General features: G+C 60.2%; 10 protein-coding genes. 5 read left to right on the top strand and 5 right to left on the bottom strand.

Annotated features, from left to right (window positions below):
- Positions 1 to 174 precede the first annotated feature (174 nt).
- The 4 genes from EO087_RS13840 to EO087_RS13825 form a co-directional block, all read right to left on the bottom strand.
- Positions 175 to 3387, bottom strand: coding sequence for a hemagglutinin repeat-containing protein (locus tag EO087_RS13840; protein ID WP_128899380.1), 3213 nt, complete (start codon positions 3385 to 3387; stop codon positions 175 to 177).
- Between the two features lie 400 nt (positions 3388 to 3787).
- The gene (locus EO087_RS13835; RefSeq protein ID WP_240669210.1) at positions 3788 to 7375 is read right to left on the bottom strand and encodes a hemagglutinin repeat-containing protein; all 3588 of its coding nucleotides are present in this window, start codon (positions 7373 to 7375) and stop codon (positions 3788 to 3790) included.
- Between the two features lie 1660 nt (positions 7376 to 9035).
- A complete protein-coding gene (locus EO087_RS16810) occupies positions 9036 to 12350 on the bottom strand; it encodes a filamentous hemagglutinin N-terminal domain-containing protein (protein WP_128898384.1) in 3315 nt (1104 codons plus the stop codon).
- A gap of 201 nt (positions 12351 to 12551) precedes the next feature.
- Positions 12552 to 13754, bottom strand: coding sequence for an acyltransferase (locus EO087_RS13825; protein ID WP_164931853.1), 1203 nt, complete (start codon positions 13752 to 13754; stop codon positions 12552 to 12554).
- Between the two features lie 177 nt (positions 13755 to 13931).
- Here EO087_RS13825 and rfbB point away from each other — a divergent pair, with 177 nt between their 5' ends.
- Genes rfbB through EO087_RS13800 form a run of 5 tightly spaced genes read left to right on the top strand, consistent with a single transcriptional unit; the run spans position 13932 to position 18758 of the window.
- Positions 13932 to 14981, top strand: a complete 1050-nt coding sequence (gene rfbB / locus EO087_RS13820; RefSeq protein ID WP_128899377.1) for a dTDP-glucose 4,6-dehydratase — start codon at positions 13932 to 13934, stop codon at positions 14979 to 14981.
- On the top strand, positions 14978 to 15850 hold the full coding sequence (gene rfbA, locus EO087_RS13815) for a glucose-1-phosphate thymidylyltransferase RfbA (protein WP_128899376.1): 873 nt from the start codon (positions 14978 to 14980) through the stop codon (positions 15848 to 15850). The genes rfbB and rfbA overlap by 4 nt, the downstream gene beginning before the upstream one ends.
- An 11-nt stretch (positions 15851 to 15861) precedes the next feature.
- Entirely contained in the window at positions 15862 to 16419 is a 558-nt protein-coding gene (gene rfbC, locus EO087_RS13810) for a dTDP-4-dehydrorhamnose 3,5-epimerase (RefSeq protein WP_128899375.1), read from the top strand.
- Entirely contained in the window at positions 16416 to 17342 is a 927-nt protein-coding gene (gene rfbD, locus EO087_RS13805; protein ID WP_128899374.1) for a dTDP-4-dehydrorhamnose reductase, read from the top strand. Before rfbC ends, rfbD begins: the two co-directional genes overlap by 4 nt.
- A gap of 3 nt (positions 17343 to 17345) precedes the next feature.
- The gene (locus tag EO087_RS13800) at positions 17346 to 18758 is read left to right on the top strand and encodes a mannose-1-phosphate guanylyltransferase/mannose-6-phosphate isomerase (protein WP_128899373.1); all 1413 of its coding nucleotides are present in this window, start codon (positions 17346 to 17348) and stop codon (positions 18756 to 18758) included.
- Positions 18759 to 19155: 397 nt separating this feature from the next.
- Here the strand turns inward: EO087_RS13800 and EO087_RS13795 are convergent, their stop codons facing one another.
- Positions 19156 to 21312 carry a S53 family peptidase gene (locus EO087_RS13795; protein ID WP_164931852.1) on the bottom strand — a complete coding sequence of 719 codons (2157 nt, stop codon included), beginning with the start codon at positions 21310 to 21312 and terminating at the stop codon, positions 19156 to 19158.
- Positions 21313 to 21840 lie beyond the last annotated feature (528 nt).

Genomic DNA, 21840 nt, shown 5'->3' with positions numbered 1-21840 from the left:
ACATTACTAGCGCGACGAAGTACTTTACGAAAATCTTCAGGAATGGGCATCCCAATTTCCTGCTCACACTGTTCAATCATTTCTTCACTAGGAACAGGAAGCTTCGTCCGCGCGCCCTTGGACAGATCAAGAAGGCGATCAATAGCTGTATCGATAGCGTCATTCATATTTCACCTACTGAAAATCCGTGGCTCGCTCTTTCCAATATTGCGTACGCCATGCCGCAAACTCTGATCGCTCAATACCTGACGGAATGTTACTTCCAGAATTGACATGTAGGGTTGCATTGTATTGCTGATGGAAGCCCTGAGTCACTTCGGCAATGGGTCCATCTTGTGTTTGTAGCATGTGATGCAGGTTCAAAGGTTTGCCATCTGGACCGATCGGTGCTCTACCAGATTGCATCAATTCAAGATTTGTCATTCCTGTCTTCGGATCAATCCGTGCAGGGTCGATAAGATCATTCCTTTGGTAGACCTTATTGCCTTCAAAGTTAACTGGATCCTGTGACCAAAACTTCCTCTCCTGCCCGAAGAGCGTTTTAGCAGCGGTATCGTCCAGTTGCTTCTGAGCAGCAGCTTGTGCAACGTTTGCTGCCTGATTTGCCTCGGTATTACCTGCCTTCAGCGCATCACCTGCTGCGCTCGCCGCTTCTCCCGTCGCCTTCCCATCCTTGATCGCCATCTTGATCGCCGAAGCCGCCGCACCAACGGCTTTGCCCACGCCGGCCGCCGCCACGTTGATCGCGACTTCCTTGCCCGCTTCCTTTCCGGCTTCGACGTATTGCCCGCGATAGGCCAGCTCACCGGCCGTAGCAACGCCACCGAACGGCGTGCCATAGCCGATCATGTCACGCAGGGTTTGATGGGTCGTCCAGTCGGCGTACTGGCTGGCATAGGCCGGCAACTGGTTGTCGTTGTAGTCCTGGCGCGCCATCGCCTGCAGATAGTCATCCGACAGGCCGGTGGCTTGCTTCACCCACTCATACGCCTGCTTGTCGTTGTACAGCGCGTTGGCAAAAAGGGCTGGATTTTGACGCTCGCCGGCATCGGTACTCGACAAGTCGATGGGCCGTCCCGACAGCGGATCGAGGTAGCCGGACGATCGAATGGATAGGAAATCCGCCGCCGCCTGATCATTCGGCCGTCCTTGCACCGCCTGCACCTGGTCGAAGGTTGCGTCCTGGTTTCGATAGGCTTGATAGATAAGTCGATTACGGGCCTCATCCACGCTGATGCAGTTGCCTGCATTGCATTGTTCTTGGGCAAACTGTTGCGCCGCCTTATCAATGCGCTGCACGTATTCGGGATGAAGAGCGCAGTTGTATTGATCGCCTTGCAACGCGGTCGCCGCGCCTGTGCCGCCACCGGCAGCGCCGCCGATCGCCGTGCTCGCCAACTGCATCAGCAGGTTGCGCTGGTTGGGATCGGCGATGCCTTGATCGTCCAGGTAGCGCTGCATGGCGCCGCTGGCCGCTTCGCTGGCGGCCGCACCCAGAGCGCCTTGCAAGGCATTGCCACCGCCTAGCGCTGCGGTGGCGGCGCCGACCAGGCCATGCAGCAAGGTCTTGTTCGTACCGCCGTCGCTCCAAGCCGCTTGCTCTTCTGGCGTCGTGGCGTGATTGGCCATGTATTGCGCGAGCGTGCCGGCGCTTCGCATGCCCACTTGGCCCGCGACTTGGCCCGCTTCCATGTTCTCCTGCACCTTCTGCGCATCGAAGATGGGGTTGAGGGCCTGGTTGTCGAACGTGGGGTTGCGATCCAGTCCACTTAGATCGGTGTTGCTGTCGCGTTGGATGATCGTGCCTTGCGCGATGCCGCTGTTGGTATCGCTGCTGCTATGTCCGCTTTGCGGCACACCAAGCATTGGCGAACCGCTGAAGCCACCGCCGGCACTGTAACTCGCGCTCACGCCGATGTTGCTGGCGCTGTAGCTGGCCTCGTTGTGAAGGCTCTCGTAAGTGAGGCTGCCGGTATCTAGCAGGTTCTTGCTCGGATCGGCACTGCTGGCGATCACGCCACCGATCAGGTGCGTATTGCCGCCGACGGTGATGTCAAAGCCGCCGCTGCCTGCTTGAATACCGCTGACTTCATTCACGCTCTGGTAGTGGCTGTTGACCTTGCTCTGGTTGTAGCTGAGGCTGCCGCCGCTGCTATAGCCGATGACCATCTTGCCGCTGAGCTGTTGCTGCTTGCTGGCGTAGTCGTCGGTGTCTTGTTCGCTTTGGATCAGCAGGTTGCCACCGATGGCGCCGATGACGGTGTTGCCGGTGAGCTGGGCGCCTTTGATGGTGGTGTCGTTGCCGCTGACGAGGGTGAGGGTGTCGCTGGCGTTGATCAGGCTTTCGGCATGCGTGGTGCCGTTGCCGTGCGCACTGCCTTGGCCGACCGAGGCTTGCGCATAGAAGCCCAGGCCATCGCTGCCGATCTGGATGCCCACGCCGCCGCTGGCGTTCTTGTTGCTGCTTTGCAGGCTGTGGTTTTCGGCTTGGCTGAGGATATTGAGGTTGTTGGCCGCAGCCAGGGCGATGTTCTGCCCGTCAACCTGGCTGCCGATGATGTTGAGGTCACCACCCGTCGCCGCAATGACTACGTCGCCGTGGCTGCGGATATGGCTGCCGTAAGCCGTTTCGTCATGGGTGGTGGTGCTGCTGCTGGCGCTGCTGGCATCGATACCCAGTTGCAGGTTGATGCCGTTGGGATTGTCCGTCTTGGTCGCAGCCTGACCGAGTGAGGTGCCGGCCATGCCCAAGGCATCGCTGGCACTGTACGCGGCTTGCGCGGCATACAAGGCTTTCAAGCGATCATCCTGCACTTGGTTGCCGCGTTCGGCGCTGGCGTAGGCGCTGTTCATCGCATCGGCGACGGCGCCACCCAAGCCGAGCGTGAGGCCCGCTTGCTGTTGTTTGTAAGTTTGCGTGGTGTCCTGCGTACCCACCGCCGCATCGATGGTCACGTCCTTGCCGACGATCGCGATGCCGGTGTTGCTCAGCACATCGCTGCCGGTGATGTGCACACGGTTGCCGGCGGTCAACGTGACACCACCGTTCAAGCTGCCGATGACGCTGCCTTGCGGGGTGGTATCGGTTTCGGTGTACGTGTTGCTTTCCTTGCTGGACCCGATCATCAGGTTCAGGCCGCTGGTGAACATGCCACTGGTTTTCGTCGTTTGATCGTGCTGCTCGCTGTGCGTGCTGGTAGCGGTGCCGATAGTCAAGTTGTTACCCGCGGCCATCACCACGTCATCGGTGGCGACGATTTGTGCGGCTTGGGTGTTGATGTCGTGACCGGCCGCCACGGCGACGGTGTTGCCGCTGAGCAGGCTGCCGATGGCGTAGCTATCTTGCGTGGTAGTGCTACTCAGGAGCCAAGACGTCTTAGGGTGCAAACATCTGCATGAGGAAATCGCTTGCAGAATTGGCTGTTAAGACGTCTGTTTACATCAGGCAAAGGAGCTGGGGTGCCAACTCGGCAAGCCTCCACCCCTTTGAAATTCCTACAGAAGTCAGCATATGAATTACCATATTTGGCAACAAAGCCACCGTGCTCCATGCACAATAAGGCCAACGCATCTTCGTCGAGTGTCATCTTTTGCTGTAGTCCAGGAACCTTTCCTCTTGGCTGAGTAAAACCACACTCCAACAAGGCTGCCGTCACATCAGTTTCTGATGCGCCCGCTTTAATCCAGGACTCGCTTGGCGGCGGCGGCGGCTGGAATGGCTTATATCCCAGACACCCCCCTTGAAGTGCAGCCAATGTGAAAATGGTCAAGCTCCTCATAGCATGGTTCATTTTTTCCCGGCCTCGTCTACTGGAATACTTATGGGCTGTTGCTCTGGAGATTCTTTCCAGAAATTGCCGCAAGAATTTGGCCCCACAGGCGCCCCATAGCAATTGTGTGATGAATTTGGTTGACCTGTCCCCGCACGAATCATCTCCCAAAGAGTTGCCGACCCTTCAGGATTCGTACCGCCGGTTGCAGGGTTTCCACCAATGAATCGCCCCACCGGATCAGCGATGTGATTTTGCAGTGCCAACACCATGTCCTGCCTTTGTGCTGGATCAGCAATAGCCTTGCGATCTTGCAGGAAGCTCAAAATCTGGTCCGCTTTCCCCGCGTTATATGCCGGCCCAAAGAAGCTGATGGTCGTCCCCGACAAAATGCCCTCCGCACCAGGCATCTTGGCGATCGATTCCATGGCGTTGCCGATGGTCATTGCCCCACGGCTGTGACCATCGAAATGCAAGCCATCCTGTCCGTACAGCATCATCATCTGTTTGGTTTCCTCGGTGGCGTTGGTAAGCCCAAAAAAGTCGCTCTCAAGACTTTTCTGGTATCCGGCAACCAGCAATTCAGACAAGCTGTTGCCGGCCTCTGGGAACGCAATGTAGTACTGGGGTCCGTCACCCGCGCTGCTGTGCTGATCCGCGTATTTAGCCGCCGCTTCGTTGCCATTGAAGATGCCGTTATCGGCGATAAAGACCGCACCATCCTTGCCGGGCTGTAGCTGCCTCTTTTCTTCGTCAGTCAACTTACGGCCAGGTACAGCCTTGCCACTGTCGTTGTAAGCCACTTCATACACATCCGCCGCCTTTATGAACATCGTGCGATACGCCTCGTCGGTGTAGTGGGTGCCCACCTGATATCCGAACCCTTTAAGCCCCTGCTCCAACTCAGCGTTCGCTTGCAGCTTCTCAAGATCCGGGTGAACCAGCGCCTGATTGTCCAGACGCGCATCGCGACTCAGTCCCGCGATGGCTTCGGTGCTCGTCTTACCGGTCAGCGCTTGTTGCGCGGCACCGTTAGTGATGGTGATGGTGCCATCGGCAATGGCGCTAGGCGTGGTGCTGCTGTGATGTTCGCTATCGCTGCCTTTGCCCAACAGATTGCCGGCAATGCCCTTGCCCGCGGTGTACTTGCTGCCGCTGACCATGCTGCTGTCACCGCCCAGGCTGGTGCTGGAGGCCTTGCCGCTGCTTTCGTTCCGGATGTCTTCGTAGGTCAACGTTCCTGTCGTCAGGTTGTTCTTGCTGGCTTCCGCACTGCTGGCGATCACGCCGCCGATCAGGTGTGTGTTGCCGCCTACGGTAAGGTCGAAACCGCCGCTGCCTGCACCGATGCCACTCACGTTGTTCACGCTGGCGTAGTGGCTGTTGGTGTTGTTTTGGCTGTAACTCAGGCTGCCCCCACCGCCCATGCCGATGACCATTTCGCCACCGATCTGCTGTTGCTTGCTGGCATAGTCGTCGGTGTCTTGTTCGCTTTGGATTAGCAGGTTGCCGCCGATGGCGCCGAGCACTGTATTGCCGGTGAGTTGTGCGCCCCTGATCGTTGTGTCGTTGCCGCTGATCAGGGTGAGCGTGTCGCGGGCATTGATGGCGGTGTCGGCATGGGTGGTGCCGTTGCCGTGTGCACTGCCCTTGCCAACGGACGCCTGGGCGTAGAAGCCAACGCCACCGCTGCCGATCTGGATGCCCACACCGCCGCTGGCGTTCTTGTTGCTGCTTTCTAGCGTGTGGTTTTCGGCTTGGCTCAAAAGATTGATGTTGTTGGCGGCAGCGAGGGCCACGTTCTGGCCGTCGATCTGGCTGCCGATGATGTTGAGGTCGCCGCCGGTGGCGGCAATGGTGACGTTGCCCGGGCTATGGATACGGCTGCCGTAGGCGGTGTCGTCGTGGGTGGTGGTGCTGCTGCTCGCGCTGCTTGCGCCGATGCCCAGGCGAAGGTTGATGCCGCTGCTGGCATCACCGCCTTGCGCGGCGTTGGCTTGATACGCGTTGTAGCTTTCGTTGGCGGTGTAGGCGGCTTGCGTGGCGTATAGCGCCTTGAGGCGATCGTCCTGTGCGCCATGACTGGCCTGCGTCATGCCATAAATGCCTTGTACGGCGCTCACCAGGCCACCGCTGAGACCCGCCGTGATGCCCGCTGTCTGCTGCTTGTAGGTTTGGGCGGTATCGGTGGTGCCGACGGTCGCATCGATGGTCACATCGTTGCCGACGATCGTCGTGCCTATCTGGCTGATGACGTCGCTGCCGGTGATGTGCGCGGTGTTGCCGGCGGTGAGTGTCACGCTGCCGTCGAGGCTGCCGATCAGGCTACCGGTAGGTGTGTTTTGGGTGAGGCTGGCGCTCGTCTGCTCTTTGGAACTGCCGATCAGAATGCCAACACCCTGGCCCATCAGACCGGATTTGCTCACGGTCTTGTCGTGCTGCTCGCTGTGCGTGCTGGTGGCGGTGCCGATGTTTAGGTTGTTGCCGGCGGCCATCACGATGTCGTCGGTGGCGACGATTTGTGCGGCTTGGGTGTTCACGTCATGACCGGCGGCGACGGTGACGGTGTTGCCGCTGAGCAAGGTGCCGACCGCCAGGCTGTCCTGGCTGGCATCGTGGGTGGTGGTGGTGCTGCTGCTGAGCAGGCCGGATTTTTTGGTGGTGCTGTCTTGTTGCCAGCTGTGGTTTTCTTGGGCCGCGTGGAGGTTCACGTCGTTGCCGGCGGCGAGTGCGATGGCACCGTTGCTGCTGGTGACGTTGGCGGCGACGGTGGTGAGGTCGTGGCCGGCGCTGAGGGCGATGCCGTGGGCGGCGTCGAGTGTGGTGCCGCGCAACGATTGGTCTTGCGTGATCTGGTTGTATTGGGTGTGGCCGCTCTGCCAACTGTTGCCTTGGCTTTGGGTATCGGTGACGGCGTTGAGGGTGAGGTCGTGGCCGGCGCTGAGGGCGAGTTGATCGCCGGCTTGGAGCTGTGCGCCCTGGCTGGTGAGATCGTTGCCGGCGGCGAGCACGGCACTGCCGCCGGCGTGGAGCGTGGTGACATCGGTGTGCGTGCTCGCGCTGGCGGCGTGGGCGCTTTGCTGGCTGCTGCCTTGGCCGGCGGCGGCGTTGAGGGTGAAGTTATGGCCGGCGATCAGTTGTGCGTCGTTGCCGGCGTTGAGGGTGCTGGCGGTGGCGGTGAGGTCGTTGCCCGCCGCCAGGCCGAGGTTTTGGCCGGCGTTGACGTTAGCATGGTCGAGATTGAGGTTGTTGCCCGCTTGGGCGGTGAGGATGCCGGTGGCGCTGAGCTGGCCACCGGTGGCGATACCGGCGCGTTGCGCATCGCTGAGCGAGAGACCGCTGAGGTTGACGGTGCCCAGGCTGACGGTGCTGCTATCGGCGCGGCTGGTGAGGTTATTGCCGGCCACCAACGCGACGTTGCCGCCCTGGAGGGCGCCGGCGTTGAGCAGGTCTTGCGCGGCTTGCACGCTCAGGTTGCCGCCGGCCGCGACGGTGCCGGCGTTGAGCAGATTGCCGGCTTTCAGGCGGGCATCGTTGCTGGCTTGCAGGGTGCCCGTGTTGGTGAGCTGGTTGCTGGCGTTGATGCTGACGGTGCTGCCTTGCATGACCGCGCCGCTGGCCACGTGGCTGGCGGTGTTCTGGCTCAGATACACCACTGGCACCAGGACTTGTTCGCCGTTCACCGTTTGGTTGACCAGCCAGACCATGTCCTGGGTCAGGCTGGCGATCTGGGCGGGGGTGAGGGCGACGCCGACGCTGAGGTTGAATGACTGGGCTTCCTGCGTGCCCGCATCCATCAAGGCTTTGTATTGCTCCAACGCATCGCCGTTGCCGTCGAGGAAGCGGCGGCCCGTAAGGCTGGTGAGTTGGTCCATCACCAGCTGGGTTTCGTAGAAGGCATCGCCCAGGCGCTTCAAGGTGAGGTCACCTTGCAGGCCCAACTGGTTCAGGAGGTAGTCGTTGCCGAGGAAGCCGCTCATCGTGGCGAAGCGTGGATCGGTTTCCACCAGATACGGGCTGCCGTTGCCGGGGTGAAGGGTGTACAGGCCGTTGCGGGGCAGTTGCACCGGATAGGGCTGCTGCGGGGTGCCGACGAACGGGGCGCCGGGGGCGGGGCCGAGGTTGCCCAGGTTGCCGGGGTGGGTGTTGCCGACGACGTTGCCGGCGCCGCCGCCACCCTGGCCGCTGAGATATGGGCCGCTGCTGTTTTGTCCCAGACCCACGCCGCTGACCGGTTTGCCGTCGGCGCCGACGGGCGTGTTGCTGACGTCTTGCGCGCGGATGTCCACCGCGTTGCCAGCGCTCATCGTGGCGCGCAAGCTGGGGCCGGCATCGAGGGTCAGAAAAGGCACGCTGCCCGCCGCCAGGGTGGCGCTCGTGACGTGCTCGGCAAAGACCATCGGTGGTTGGTTGGATTCGCGGTTGGAGTACCAGCGCTTGCCGCGGTAATCGCCATCGACGGAGCGCACCAGGTCGTTCTGGAGCAACACGGTGGGGACGAAGGCGAGGTTTTGCACGGTGTCGCTGCCGACGTTGCCGCCCCCGTTGTTGCCATCCTGGCCGTTGATGATCAGATGGTTGCCGGCGGCGATCGTGGCGTTGCTGTTGAGGACGGAGCCGTTGAGGCGGATGTTGCCACCGGCCAAGAGGCGGCTTTCGGCGCTGGCGGCGGTGAGGCGGGTGATGGACAGGATGGTTTGCGTGAGCGTGTCGTAGGCGGCATCGCCGTAATAACCCAGCGGACCACAGCGCACGGCGTGGCCATTCATGCCGATGGTTTGCGCGTAGGCGTTGCAGAAGGTGGTGGCTTCGGGGTCGGTGGTCCAATCGAAGAGGGTGGTGCGGGTGGTGCGGTTGGCTTGCTGTTCGGCGGGGCTGAGCGTGTAGGTTTCCGTCTCCAGCACGCGCCGCTCGTTGGTGATCTGCTGGGCGTTGACGATGAGGTTGCCGCCGGCTTCGATGTCGCCGGAAAGGTTCGTCACCGATTGACTGCGCGTGCCGGCGGCATCGGCGGCGAGGGTGAGGTCGCCCAGGCTGTAGAGCATGGCGTCGCGGTTGAGCAGATCGCCGGTGATATAGAGATTGAGTGCATTGACGGCGGCGATCAGGCCGGTTTGGTAGGGGTTGTTGTCGGTTTGCGTGCCAAGGTCGGCGCCGTTGGTCAGGCTGGCAGCGTGGATCGTGATGGTGTTGCCGATGATGGTGCCGGTGTTGCTGACGTGGCTGGCGTTCAACACCAGGTTGTCGCCTTCGAGGCGGCCTTGGTTAGTTTGCGTGGCGGCATGGAGGGTGGTGGTGCGGCTGTTGATGTCGGCGCCGGCCTGGTTGTCCAGACTGGCCGCGTTGACGGTGAGCGCGTTGACCGCTTGCAAGGTGGCGCCGCGGGTGTTGGTCAGTGTGCCGCCCAGGTTGAAGACCACGTCGTGGTTGGCGAACAGCGTGATTGCTGATCGATGCGGCGTGGAGGGTCAACGATGCCGTGCCGTCCCCACCGCCGGCTTCGAGGCGGCCGTGGTCGTTGCCGAGGGTGCCGGCGATAGTCGCGTTGACGGACCCCAGGGCTTGCAGCGCACCGCGATTGAGGGCGTCCGCTTGCGCGGTGAGCGTGAGGTCGGTGCCGGCGTAGAGCTGGCCGGCGTTGTTCAGGCTGCCGGTGTGGAGGTTCACCCCCTGGTTGCTGCCAAGGAAGCCATCGGTATCGTTGCTGAGCGTGGTGGCGACGGTGATGGCCAGATCGCCATCCAACGCCTTGATCTGGCCGTTGCCATTGGTCAGCGCATCGGCGGCGAGGTGCGCGAGCTTGGCTTGCAGCAGGCCGGCCTGGTTGCTGAGCGTGCCGCCGAGGTTGGCTTGCAGCACGTTGGCCACCACGGTGCCGCCCGCATTGCTGAAGTCGGTGCCGGTGAGGGTGGCGTTGCCGGCGACGCTCAGCGTGCCACCGTCGTTGACGGTGGTGGCGCTGTCGAGAACCAGGTTGCCGTTGCCGACGATGTGACCCTGTGTATTGGTCAACGTATCGGTGGTGATCGCCAGCGTGCCGGCGCCGGCGTGCTGAATGGCGGCGTTTGTGTTGTTGATCACGCCCGCGCTGATGGTGAGGTTGTTCGCATTGCTGGCAAAGGTGCCGTTGGCGTTGTCCAACAAGCCGGTCACGGCAAGTGTGGTGTCGCTGTCGCCGGTTTGCAGCAGTTGGCCGCCTTGGTTGGTCAGGCTGCCGGCTTGCAAGTTCCACTGACCGGCTTGGAGGCGACCTTGTGCGTTGTTCAAGGCGTGTGCGGCCTGGATGCTTAGACGACCCGGGGTGGCGAGGTCGCCGCCGGCATGGTTGATATCACCCAGCCATGCGGTGAGTGCGATATCGCCGCCGGCGCGCGTGGTGGCGCCATGCAGATCGAGGGCACTGCCGCTCACGCTGAGCGCCCCGGAGGCGGCGAGTGTGCCGGTGGCGGCGAGTGCGCCTTGGGTGCGCAGGGTCAGTGACGCGTTGCCGCTGAGGTTGCCATCGGACTGAAGGCCCGCCGCCACCGTGCCGCGGCTCGCCAAGGTGCCGGCGGTGAGGGTGAGATCGTTGAGTGCGGCCAGGGTGCCGGTGTGGGTGAGCGTGCCGCCGACTTGCCATTGCGACGCCGCACCGGCATAGGTCGTACCGGCCAGGGTGGCATCGCCCGCTACCTGCACGGTTTGTGCGCCGTCACTGCGCAGCGTGCCGCGTTGGTCAAGTTGACCGGCGTACAGGTCCAGCGCTTGGCCGCTGTAGAGGGTGCCGGTGGATTGCAGCAAGCCGCTGCTGTGGAGCGACAGATCGTTAGCCGCGTACAGCAGGCCATCGTTATTGCTGAAGCTGCCAGCGCGCAGCGCAGCGTTGGCCGCGCTGATCCAGGTGCCGTGCGTGTTGTCCAGCAAACCTTGGATCTGGGCGGTCATGGCGCCGCGGGTTTGCACGGAACCGTAAGCATTGCGCCAGACGGCGGCTTGCGCATCGAGCGAACCGGCTTGGATCGTGCCGCGGGTGTTGTCCAGCGTGCCGGCGCTGCGCACCGTCAGCGCACCATGGGTGGCAAGCGTGGCGTTGTGATGATCGATATCGCCCGCGGTGCTGATCAAGACGATCGTGCTGCCGACCTGCGTCTGCGCATGGGACAGGTCGAGCGCGCTGCCTTGCAGGGTCATGCCGCCAGCGGCGAGGTTGCGGCCATTAGCAGCAAGCAGGTTCGTGGTGGCGACGTCGAGCGCACCGCTGCCTTGCAGGCTGCCGTCGCCAGCCACACCGGCACCGAGTGTGCCGGAGGAAACCCCTTGCTGCGCACGCAAGGTCGCGTTATTGGCCGCCGCGATAAGGTTGCTGTTGCTGAGCGTGCCGGCGGCAGTAAGGTGGATATCGCCGGCGCTGTAGAGCGTGCCGGTGTTGGTGACATCGCCGGCACTTTGCAGCGCTATGCTGCCCGCCGATTGCAGCGAACCGTGGTTGGTCAGCGCGCCGGCGACCACGCCCACGTTGCCGCCGCTGTAGAGCGTGCCAGCGTTAGTCGTGTCGCCGGCTGTTTGCACGGACAACCCACCGCCGGACTGCAGCGTGCCGCTGTTGGCCAGTGAGCGGCTGTGGATCGTGAGGTTGCCCGCCGACGAGGTCGTGCCGGTCAGTTGCAATTGACCGGCGCTGTCGATGATGAAATCGCCGCTCTGCGTGGCCAATTGACCCGCGTTACGCACGCCGATGCCCGCGTCGGTGGCGACCAGCATGATCTGGTTGGCATACATGCCGCCCAGCGCGGCCACATCCACGCCCACCACCGGGGCGACGCCATCGCCCCCGATCGCCTGGGTGGACAGATCCGCATAGCCCACCTGATTCGCGCCCGTGGCCACGTTGAGGTGATTGGCCCACACCTTGCCATTCACGGCCAGGTTGCGTGCGATCAGATCGAGGCGGTCGATGTTGGAGGCATTCAAGCCATCGCCATCGATGCTGATGGCGCCGCGCGTCGTGTGAAAGGCACTCAAGGAACCATCGCCACCGAACACCGGCACACCGGTGGTCAGCGTGGCGCGTGGCGTGTTGATGAAGCCCGCTCCCGACACACGGATGCCGTTGGGATTGGCAATGATCACATCGGCGGCGTTACCGGCCACTTCCGTATAGCCGCGCAGATAGGTCGGGTGGGTCGAGGTGACTTCGTTGACGATCACCTTGGCCGATCGGCCCGGCGGATAGTTTGGATTGCCGGTGATGTATCCACCGAACTGCGTCGGCGACACGTTGGCGGCGTTGTTGAGAATCAGCCCCGGCTGATCGACATTGAATTGCTGGTATTGGTTGTGCGACACGCCAGCGGCCGACGGCGCCACGATGTTGACCACCGGCGTGCCATGGGCCGCCGCATCGACACCGGGGCGGTGTACGCCGGCATTCGGATCGGGCGTGACTTGCGCGGCAACCAGAACCGGGGTGCCGAGCAGTGCGGCGAGCACCGCCGTGGTCAAGGCATGACGCGGCAATGTGCGAGAAGAACCCGAAGAAACACGACGCGAGATCATCATCCTGTCCTTGATGAAAAAACCAAAGCGAGCACGGGTACACACGGGGGGTTACCGTAGCAAGACCATCCGTGCGCTAACCCACGGATGACACGAAATCAGTCGTTGCCTACATCGAATTAGTGCTCGCACGGGGGGTTACCACTGCGGGGGTTACCACTGCGCGTTCGACTGCCACTGCAAGGTAACGCTCTGCTTTGGGGTCTAGCTCAGGAGCCCAGTCGTGCCACAATCAGGCTACAAGGATCAGGCTCTCGCATCCGCGGCAGCGATCGGCGAGACCCCGGCAAACGAGCTCGCATTGCGTCGAACCAACGCTAGACATGGGCACTCAACGACATGCCACGACACCGCCGCCAGCACTACGGTGATCGGTATGGCAATTGCCACGCTGCAGTAATTGCTCAGACTTGGAAGAAGCACGGTTATCGCTTGTTGAACGACAAAACCGTACAGATAGATGCCGTAGGAATAGTCATGCCTCGGCTTGAATCTCCGCAAGTTTGGCAATGACGCCATCCAAAGCAAGCCATAAGCAAAACCAGGATATAAAATGATTGTCCCTGCAACGGTATCGCGCAACATGATATACGCGGCAAACAACAACACGGCCGGCAGCCAGTGCAAAGGTATGTATCTCCGGAACGGATAGAGCAACATGCCCAACAGGAAAAAGGGCACCGGATAGAAGGAATAGGCGATTGGAATGATGAAAAACTGTCCCAGTGTGATGTGCGTTGGAGGATGTTTCGCGAAGTACGTGAAAAGTACGCCAACCACGCCGACTGCAAGCAGCGTCCTCCATCTAGAGCCGATGAAGCCGAGAAGCCCTACGATTAAAACGATCCCGTAGCACTCCAATTCGATGGGCAAGGTCCAGAACGTCGGGTTTACCAGCATCGCCAAATGATTGTGTTCGAACACACCCGGAAGCCAGCCACCTACACCACCTACCAGAGAGGCGTTATGAACCAGCCAGCGGAACACCATGGGATCGGCGAAATAACCGGTTAGCGGAAGACGGGTAAACAGTGGCCCCACGACAAGCCCAATAAACAACGCACACGCGATCGCACCGGGCCATATGCGCATCACGCGCAGACTGACGAACCGTAACGGAGAGGCGTGATTGACGTAACTGGCTGAAACGAGTAGCCCACTGATCAGAAAGAATCCGTACACGGCAAGACTGCCAAACGATTCGCGATGAGTGAATTGAAGCATCCACTCCATGTCAACGTTGCCTCCGTGGACACCGAAAGAGTGGCCGAACATCACCGCAAGCGCCGCTCCCAGTCGTATCAGATCGAAATTGTTGCTATCGCGCTCTAGCGTTTCGGCGAGGGTTTTCATGTGTATGTGACCAATGGCGTTGCTTTGAGACCTGTCGCACTTCCTACTTGCACATTCTGTTGCTGGACCACTCCCCATATGGCCCGTTCTTGACATCGTTTGTCGCCCCTCACTCAATGGCATTCGCCGTCCTATCAAGGGACTGCAAACCGTGCGACACCTTGCACCGGAAGTAACGGTATATTTCGCGTACGGACAAACATTACGGCGCGCAAGCCGACCGAGTTGCCTGTTTTGCCCCCAAGTATGCCCCATCGTCCCGGAGTTTTTTACATGAGAACACTGCTTGTCACTGGTGGAGCCGGCTTTATCGGGGCCAATTTCGTGCTTCGGATGGTCGCCGATGGTGCCCGTATCGTGAACCTTGACAAGCTCACCTATGCCGGCAACCGCGATACGCTCGCATCGCTTAGCAACAACGTCCGGCATATCTTCGTGCACGGCGACATAAGCCATCGAGATCTGGTCGACACGCTGCTGCGCGAGCACCGACCCGACGCCATCGTGAATTTCGCCGCCGAATCGCACGTCGATCGGTCCATCGACGGCCCTTCCGTATTCGTTCAAACAAATGTTGTGAGTACCCTGGTGCTGCTCGAATCCGCCAGAGACTATTGGCGTGAGCTGGAAGGAAAGGCACGCGACGATTTTCGCTTTGTGCATGTATCCACCGATGAGGTATATGGATCGCTGGGCGCGGAAGGGATGTTCACCGAGATGACCCCCTACGCTCCTAACTCTCCTTACTCAGCATCCAAGGCCGCTTCTGACCACCTGGTGCGAGCCTTTCATCACACTTACGGCCTGCCCACACTCACCACCCATTGCTCGAATAACTATGGGCCCTACCAGTTTCCCGAGAAGCTGATCCCGCTGGTGATCCAGAAAGCCTTGGCTGGAAAGCCGCTACCGGTTTATGGAGATGGCATGAATATCCGCGACTGGCTATTCGTGGGTGACCATTGCGCAGCCATCCATCGCGTACTCGAAGCTGGCCGGATCGGCGAGACATACAACGTCGGCGGCAATGCCGAACGCACGAATATCGTGGTGGTGAGAACTATTTGTAAATTGCTCGACGATCTGCGGCCACTGGCTGACGATCGCGAGCACGAATCACTCATCACCCATGTCAAGGATCGCCCCGGCCATGATCGCCGCTACGCTATTGACGCCGGCAAGCTTCAGCGGGAACTCGGCTGGCAACCATCCCAAACATTCGAAACAGGCATAGCGCAAACCGTGGACTGGTACCTGTCTCATCAACCCTGGGTACAGCGCGTACTCGATGGCAGCTATCGTATGGAGCGACTGGGCGTATGAACTCACGCAAAGGAATCATCCTGGCCGGCGGTTCCGGCACGCGGCTTTATCCGATCACGCAGGCCATCAGCAAGCAGCTCCTGCCGGTCTACGACAAGCCGATGATTTACTACCCGTTGTCGGTGCTGATGCTCGCGGGCATGCGTGAGATCCTGATGATCAACACGCCACACGAGCAGGCGTTATTCCAACGCCTGCTCGGGGACGGCTCGCAGTGGGGCATTGATATCCGTTACGCAGCGCAGCCATCGCCCGATGGTCTTGCCCAGGCCTTCGTCATTGGCAAGGATTTCATTGGAAACGCACCGAGTTGCCTGGTGCTTGGCGACAATATTTTCTACGGCGTGGGCCTGACAGAACGCCTGAAGCGCGCAACGGCACGTGAGCACGGCGCGACCATCTTCGGCTATTGGGTCAAAGATCCGCAACGATATGGGGTCGCCGAATTCGATCCCCAAGGACGCGTCATCGGTATTGAAGAAAAGCCGGTGCAACCCAAATCACAGTACGCCGTTACCGGTCTGTATTTTTACGATCAGCGTGTCTGCCACTACGCCGCCGACCTCAAGCCGTCCGCACGCGGCGAGCTGGAAATCACCGACCTTAACTGCTGCTACCTGGAAGACGGCTCCTTGCACCTGGAACAGCTCGGCCGCGGCTACGCATGGCTGGATACAGGTACGCATGAATCGATGATGGAAGCAGGCAACTATATTCAGACGATCGAAAACCGGCAGGGACTCAAAGTCTGTTGTCCCGAGGAAATCGCCTATCTCAACGGTTGGATCGATGCCGAGCAAGTCATGCGTCTGGCCACGCCATTGATCAAAACCGGCTATGGCCAGTATCTCGTTCAACTGATGAAGTAAGGTTCCGCCCGATGAAAGCTGTACAAACTTCCCTGCCTGGCGTACTGGTGGTTGAGCCACAAGTGTTCGAGGATTCGCGTGGATTTTTCTACGAAAGTTATCATCAGGCGAAGTACGCCGCGCTTGGCATCCATGCCGGTTTTGTGCAGACCAATGTCTCGCGTTCATCCAGGGGTGTGCTGCGCGGCTTGCACTATCAATGGCCCCATCCGCAAGGCAAGCTCGTCAGTGTGCTTGAAGGCGAGGTATACGACGTCGCTGTGGACATCCGCCGCGGCTCTCCCACCTTTGGTCAATGGACCAGTGCGATGTTGACCGCCAATAACCATCGGCACATGTGGATTCCGGACGGCTTTGCGCACGGCTTCTGCGTACTTTCCGGGCACGCGACCTTCATCTATCAATGCACCACGCTCTATGACTCGACTGCTGATGCATCCATCTGCTGGAACGATGCGGCCATTGGCATCGACTGGCCCATGAGTGAACCACTGATTTCCGCCAAAGACGCAAAAGCGCCGCTCCTAGCTGACGTGGCAGCTAATCGCCTGCCACTGTTCGAAGCATGAACGTCCTGCTGCTTGGCGCGAATGGACAGCTTGGCCGCAGTTTTCTTGAACAAGGCGGATTGGCAGCGCGCGGTAAGCTCATCGCCACAACGCGCGACGGCCACCGTTTCGATGGCGGGCCAGCCGAGCTAGCGGACCTTTCGCAGCCCGAAACGTTATCTGGCGTGCTGGACCGACTGCAGCCCCACGTGATCGTCAATACCGCAGCCTATACGGCAGTGGATCGCGCGGAGAGCGACGAAGCGCTTGCCACCCGTGTCAACGGCGATGCCGTCGGCGTGCTTGGCAAATGGGCTGCGGTTAACCGCGCACTCATCATTCACTACTCCACCGACTACGTATTTGGCGGCAACGCCACAGCACCTTATGCCATCGATGCTCCTACCACGCCGCTGGGGGCCTATGGTCGCAGCAAGCTGGTCGGGGAATGCGCGCTGCGCAACAGCGGCGCTGACCATCTGCTGCTACGCACGGCCTGGGTCTATGCACCGCATGGGCATAATTTCTTTCGCACCATGTTGCGCCTGGCGGCAGAACGCGAGGAAATCCGAATCGTGGCTGACCAGCACGGCAGCCCCACCGATACGGCACTGATTGTCCAGGCCACCCTTGCCGCCCTTGATAAATGGCTGGAAGCCGCCCCCATGCAGCGAAATCACATGAATGGAACCTATCATCTGGTCGCGGGGGGGAGCACGACCTGGTACGGCTTTGCCGACGCGATCATGCAACTAGCCAAAGCGCTTGGCGTGCTGACCCGCACGCCCAGGCTGACACCTATCACCACTGCGGAATTTCCCACTCCTGCCCGCCGGCCGGCCTGGTCCGTATTGGACAACACGGGGTTCCAGCGGCAATTCGGCTATTCTTTACCGGATTGGCGGCAAGGTTTGCACCATACCATTCATACATGGGTCCCATAAAACATGTTGATTCCTCTTATTCTCAGCGGCGGCAGCGGCACCCGCCTGTGGCCTGTTTCGCGCCGGAACCTCCCGAAGCAATTTCTCTCCCTGAGCGGGAATGGCACGCTGTTCCAACAAGCTGTTATCCGTACGCAGAAGCTGCCGGAAGTCGCGGCACCCATCGTGGTGGCTAGCGAAGATCACCGCTTCCTCGTGGCCGACCAGTTGCTCGAAGAGGGTATACAAGGCGCCACCATCGTGCTTGAACCGCTTGCACGTAATACGGCCCCAGCTATTGCATTGGGTGCCTTGAAGGCGTTGGAACGCAATCCGGAAGCCTTGCTTCTCGTACTCCCGGCGGACCATCTGATCGGTGACACCCGCAGCTTCAATGCAGCCGTGCAGCAGGCCCTGCCTGCCGCACGCGAAGGCTGGCTCGCTACATTCGGTATTCGCCCCGACCGCCCGGAGACGGGTTTTGGTTATATCTGCCGCGCCGAGCCCGTCGGCGGTAACGCATTCCGCGTAGAACGTTTCGTGGAAAAGCCGGATCTCGCCACCGCCGAAAGCTATGTCAAACACGGCGGCTATGACTGGAATTCGGGCATGTTCCTGTTCAAGGCCACACGCTATCTGGAAGAGTTAGGCCAACATGCGCCGGAGATGCTCGAAGCAGTGCGCAAGGCATATGCCACCGGACATGGCGATCTGGATTTCGTCAGAGTGGATGCCGAAGCCTTCGCCAAGGTGCCAGACAATTCCATCGACTATGCAGTCATGGAAAAAACCTCCCGCGCCGCGGTGATTCCGGTGAGTTGCGCGTGGAGCGATATCGGCTCATGGTCGGCGCTATGGTTGTCTGGCAAGCACGACGAGCACGGCAACCAGCGCGAGGGAGACACCCTGGCGATCAACACCCGCAACTCGCTGCTGCGCTCGCACGATCGACACATGATCGCCACGGTTGGCGTAGACGACCTGATCGTGGTCAGCACACCGGACGCCACCCTGGTCGCGCATCGCAATGCCGCCCAGGATGTGAAGAAGGTAGTCGACCGACTGAAGGCCTCGGGCCGCACCGAGCACTCCTTCCACCGTGTGGTGCATCGTCCGTGGGGCAGCTACGACTCGCTCGAAGCAGGCGGGCGTTTCCAGGTGAAGCGCATCGTGGTGAAACCAGGTGCCAGCCTGAGCTTGCAGAAGCACCACCATCGCGCCGAACACTGGATCGTAGTGTCAGGCACGGCTGAAGTCACCTGTGACGACAAGGTGTTCCTGATGGCCGAGAATCAGAGCACCTACATCCCTTTAGGCAGCATGCACCGCCTGCGCAACCCGGGCAAGGTGCCGCTGGAACTTATCGAGGTGCAATCCGGCAGCTATTTGGGCGAAGACGATATCGTTCGCTTCGACGACGTCTACGGCCGTGCCTGACTCAGGCTAGAACCGCTCCGGGTAAGTCTTTCCTTCCCGATTGTCCCGCATTGCCAGAACAGAAAAACGCCCCCTGGAAAACCCTGTCTCTTGATCACATTTTTAGTCGAAATCTCAACGCCAAACGCCTTTGCTCGTCGTCCTGGCGCAGGCCGGACGTAGTGCGCAGCGCGGAGAACGTCCGAAGGACGGCCCCGAAGGGGTGAGCGAAGCGAATCACCCAGCGTCTTCGCTCTTCGTAGAACGCCGACTCAGGCAGAGCACTGGCGAACTAAAGTCACTGGGTCCCGGCCTGCGCCGGGATGACGAGCAAAAAAGCGCGCATTTCGCACGCACGAAAATGTGATCAAGAGACAGGGAAAATCAGGGGGCGTCAGCGTTACCACCATGAAGCCGATTACCAGGCGGAGTTGTAGACCAGGTTGTAGGCATTCACCGAACCGATGCCCGTGGCGAAATCCCAGCCAGTACCCGTGCCATACGCCGGGTCATAGGCGGACGTGGAGGTCGACAGCACACCGTACGTGCCCGAGGGCTTGTAGCAGCTATGCGAACCGGTGCAATTCACATCCATATCGCCCTGGGTGACGTCGTAGAACACGCACGAGCTGCCCACGCTTTTGCCATTGCTGGAGTTGCAAGTGCTGCTGCCCGACGAGCCGTACTCCGTCTTGGCGATGGAGTAATAGGTTGGAGCCGGATTACCCGCACCCGTGGTGAAGCTGTTGTGCTGATCCACCAATGCCTGGATGCCCGCCATGATCGGCGAAGCGAACGAGGTGCCCCCTGCACCAGCCCAGCCGCTGGGAGCACCCGTGCACGCGACGCCCTCACCTGCTTTGTTGCTGTAGCAATAAACGTAGTAGTGACCCCACACGCCATTCGCGGCGAACAGCGATACGTCCGGAATGTCACGCACGCCGTCGCTGGGGTTGCCGACCAGACCCGACTGCCACGAAGGCTTGGACCAGCCCGCACAGGTGCCGCTCACGACACCGCTGGTACTGGGCGAACCGGAGGCGCATCCGCTAGGGCCACCGCTGCCGGAAGCCGTGGTCAGGAAGTTTTCCTTACCCACGCTGCTGTTGCAGAAACCGCTCTTGCCATACGTTGCGCTGTAGCCTTCTTTGGTGGCGATCAGTGAACTCGCACACGAATCGTTCCACGGAATTTCCGGGATGTACGACAAGGCCGAACCGTAGGTCGAGCTATTGCTGGAGCTCCAGTAAGTGCTGCTAGTACCCGCATAGGTATCGCCAAAATCGGTGCCGCCCACGGCTACGTTGTAAGCCGTCGATGCGAAGCCGCTCACACCGATACCGTGCGTGGCATTGCTTTCGTCGGCGTCGCAGCTTGCCGCACCTTCGTCACCGGAAGAGACAAACACCGAGATACCTTCCGCCGCGGCGCTTTCATAAGTCGAGCTGTATGCGGCATTCTGCGTCGCACCGTTTTCCGCTTCGCACTCGCCGTAGCTCACACTCCACACCGTGGGCGCATGGCCGGCTTCGAGCAGGCCCTCCATCGCGATCAGACCGCCAAAGGTGGTGGACGTATCGGCGCAGGAAACCAGTTCGAGTGTTGCACCCGGTGCCGCGGCACCGGCGTATTCCACGTCAAGCTCGGCTTCGCCATCGTTGCCGGTCACATCGCCCGGATTGGTGCAGCTCTCCGGATGGACCTGGCTGAAGTTGGCCGTTGGCAAGCCGAAGGTCGAACGGAAGGTCGTGATGTCGCTGGTCGAATACACGTTGGTGTCTTCGATCAGGGCAATGGTCTGGCCACTGCCATTGACGCCTGCGGTAAACAGCGGATTGAGGTTATAGATCGTTGCCAGGTCGGCCGGCGTGACGGCGTAGTAGGTGGAGCCGCTTTCAGTGAAGGTGTAATCCACATGCTGCTTGTAATTCGCATGCGGACGGAAGTCGTTCAGCGATACCACGCCTTCCACCACATTTGCGAACGCTGCCGGAATCTGTGGATCGCTCATGTTGCCGATATGGTTCTCGCCCTTGACGTTCAGGTGATGGATCTCGGTGCCGAATGCCTGATGCACTTGCCCCGCGTTACCGGAGAAGTCGATCGTCATGCCGTTCTGGTACACCTTGTTGACGATGAAACCTTGTGACGCCAGCCAGTGGGTAATCGTGTCGATATCCATCTGGGACGGGCCGTACTGTTCACCCAGCTCGGTATTGGTCAGCCATTTGTGATAGTTCGCCGAACCTTTGGTGAGCTGCTGCTGCATCAGCGCTTGCAACGCCTGCTCGCGATCGGCGGGGCGCTTGAGCTCCAGCAGCATGTGATTCATGGCGGTCGAATCATCAACCCGGCCCTTGTCGTTGGCGGCAATGGCGTGGGGCGAAACATTGCCCGGAATGGTGACGCGATCATTGTTGTTCGGCACTTGCGTAATCTGTGGCTTCGACAGCAAGCCGATGGTAACGGCTGCGTGGCTATTGGCAGCGTAGGCCGATGCAAGGCTGGCTGCCAATAGGGTAAACGCAAACTTGGCGGCGCGGTGGCCGCCATGACGTACGGTTCCAAATATCACGTGTGTATCTCCCCAAGGAGTTTTTTGTAAGAAATGGGGCTCGTGAATCTTCGATGCGTCCCGTAAAGGCGGCGACATGGCAGAGCCACGATGCACCCAACGCAAATGCACAACTGACGTCTTCGGTAAAAAGTGAAACGACCTCCCCTTGTTGCCTTCACTGCAATAAAGCGATGCGACTTTTGCTTGCTGTAGTCGCTTTCTCCCCTTTCCGCCTTTCTAGCATGCAATTCGCGTGATAGAAAGATGACACTTGCATGAAGTCGATCACATTTTCTTTTAGACGCAAAATATTCCGCGCATACGCATATTTGTGCATGTACGTGACACATTCATCGTTGCATCGACACAACATGTTTTTCACTGCAGATACATCGATTCAAATCCATCATCCTTCAATAACGCATGCATTTGCATCGAGCTAACACATAAAGATGTTCAACTTTCCTGTGTTTTTCGCTCATGCACTGCCACCGAAAGTTCTTGTTCACGCGAATATTGCGCACGCACACTTGATCATCGTCGTGA

Origin of the sequence: Dyella sp. M7H15-1 (assembly GCF_004114615.1) — a bacterium.
Classification (GTDB): domain Bacteria; phylum Pseudomonadota; class Gammaproteobacteria; order Xanthomonadales; family Rhodanobacteraceae; genus Dyella_B.
The sequence above is the reverse complement of the archived record's forward strand: the minus strand, read 5'-3'. Positions and strand labels throughout refer to the sequence as shown.

Coding starts and splice junctions, on each gene's coding strand:
- EO087_RS13835 (WP_240669210.1), bottom strand. CDS start 7,375: ATGCAAGGCAGCACCGTCAGCATCAACGCCAGCAACCAGCTCACCAAC.
- EO087_RS13825 (WP_164931853.1), bottom strand. CDS start 13,754: ATGTCAAGAACGGGCCATATGGGGAGTGGTCCAGCAACAGAATGTGCA.
- rfbB (WP_128899377.1), top strand. CDS start 13,932: ATGAGAACACTGCTTGTCACTGGTGGAGCCGGCTTTATCGGGGCCAAT.
- rfbA (WP_128899376.1), top strand. CDS start 14,978: ATGAACTCACGCAAAGGAATCATCCTGGCCGGCGGTTCCGGCACGCGG.
- rfbC (WP_128899375.1), top strand. CDS start 15,862: ATGAAAGCTGTACAAACTTCCCTGCCTGGCGTACTGGTGGTTGAGCCA.
- rfbD (WP_128899374.1), top strand. CDS start 16,416: ATGAACGTCCTGCTGCTTGGCGCGAATGGACAGCTTGGCCGCAGTTTT.
- EO087_RS13800 (WP_128899373.1), top strand. CDS start 17,346: ATGTTGATTCCTCTTATTCTCAGCGGCGGCAGCGGCACCCGCCTGTGG.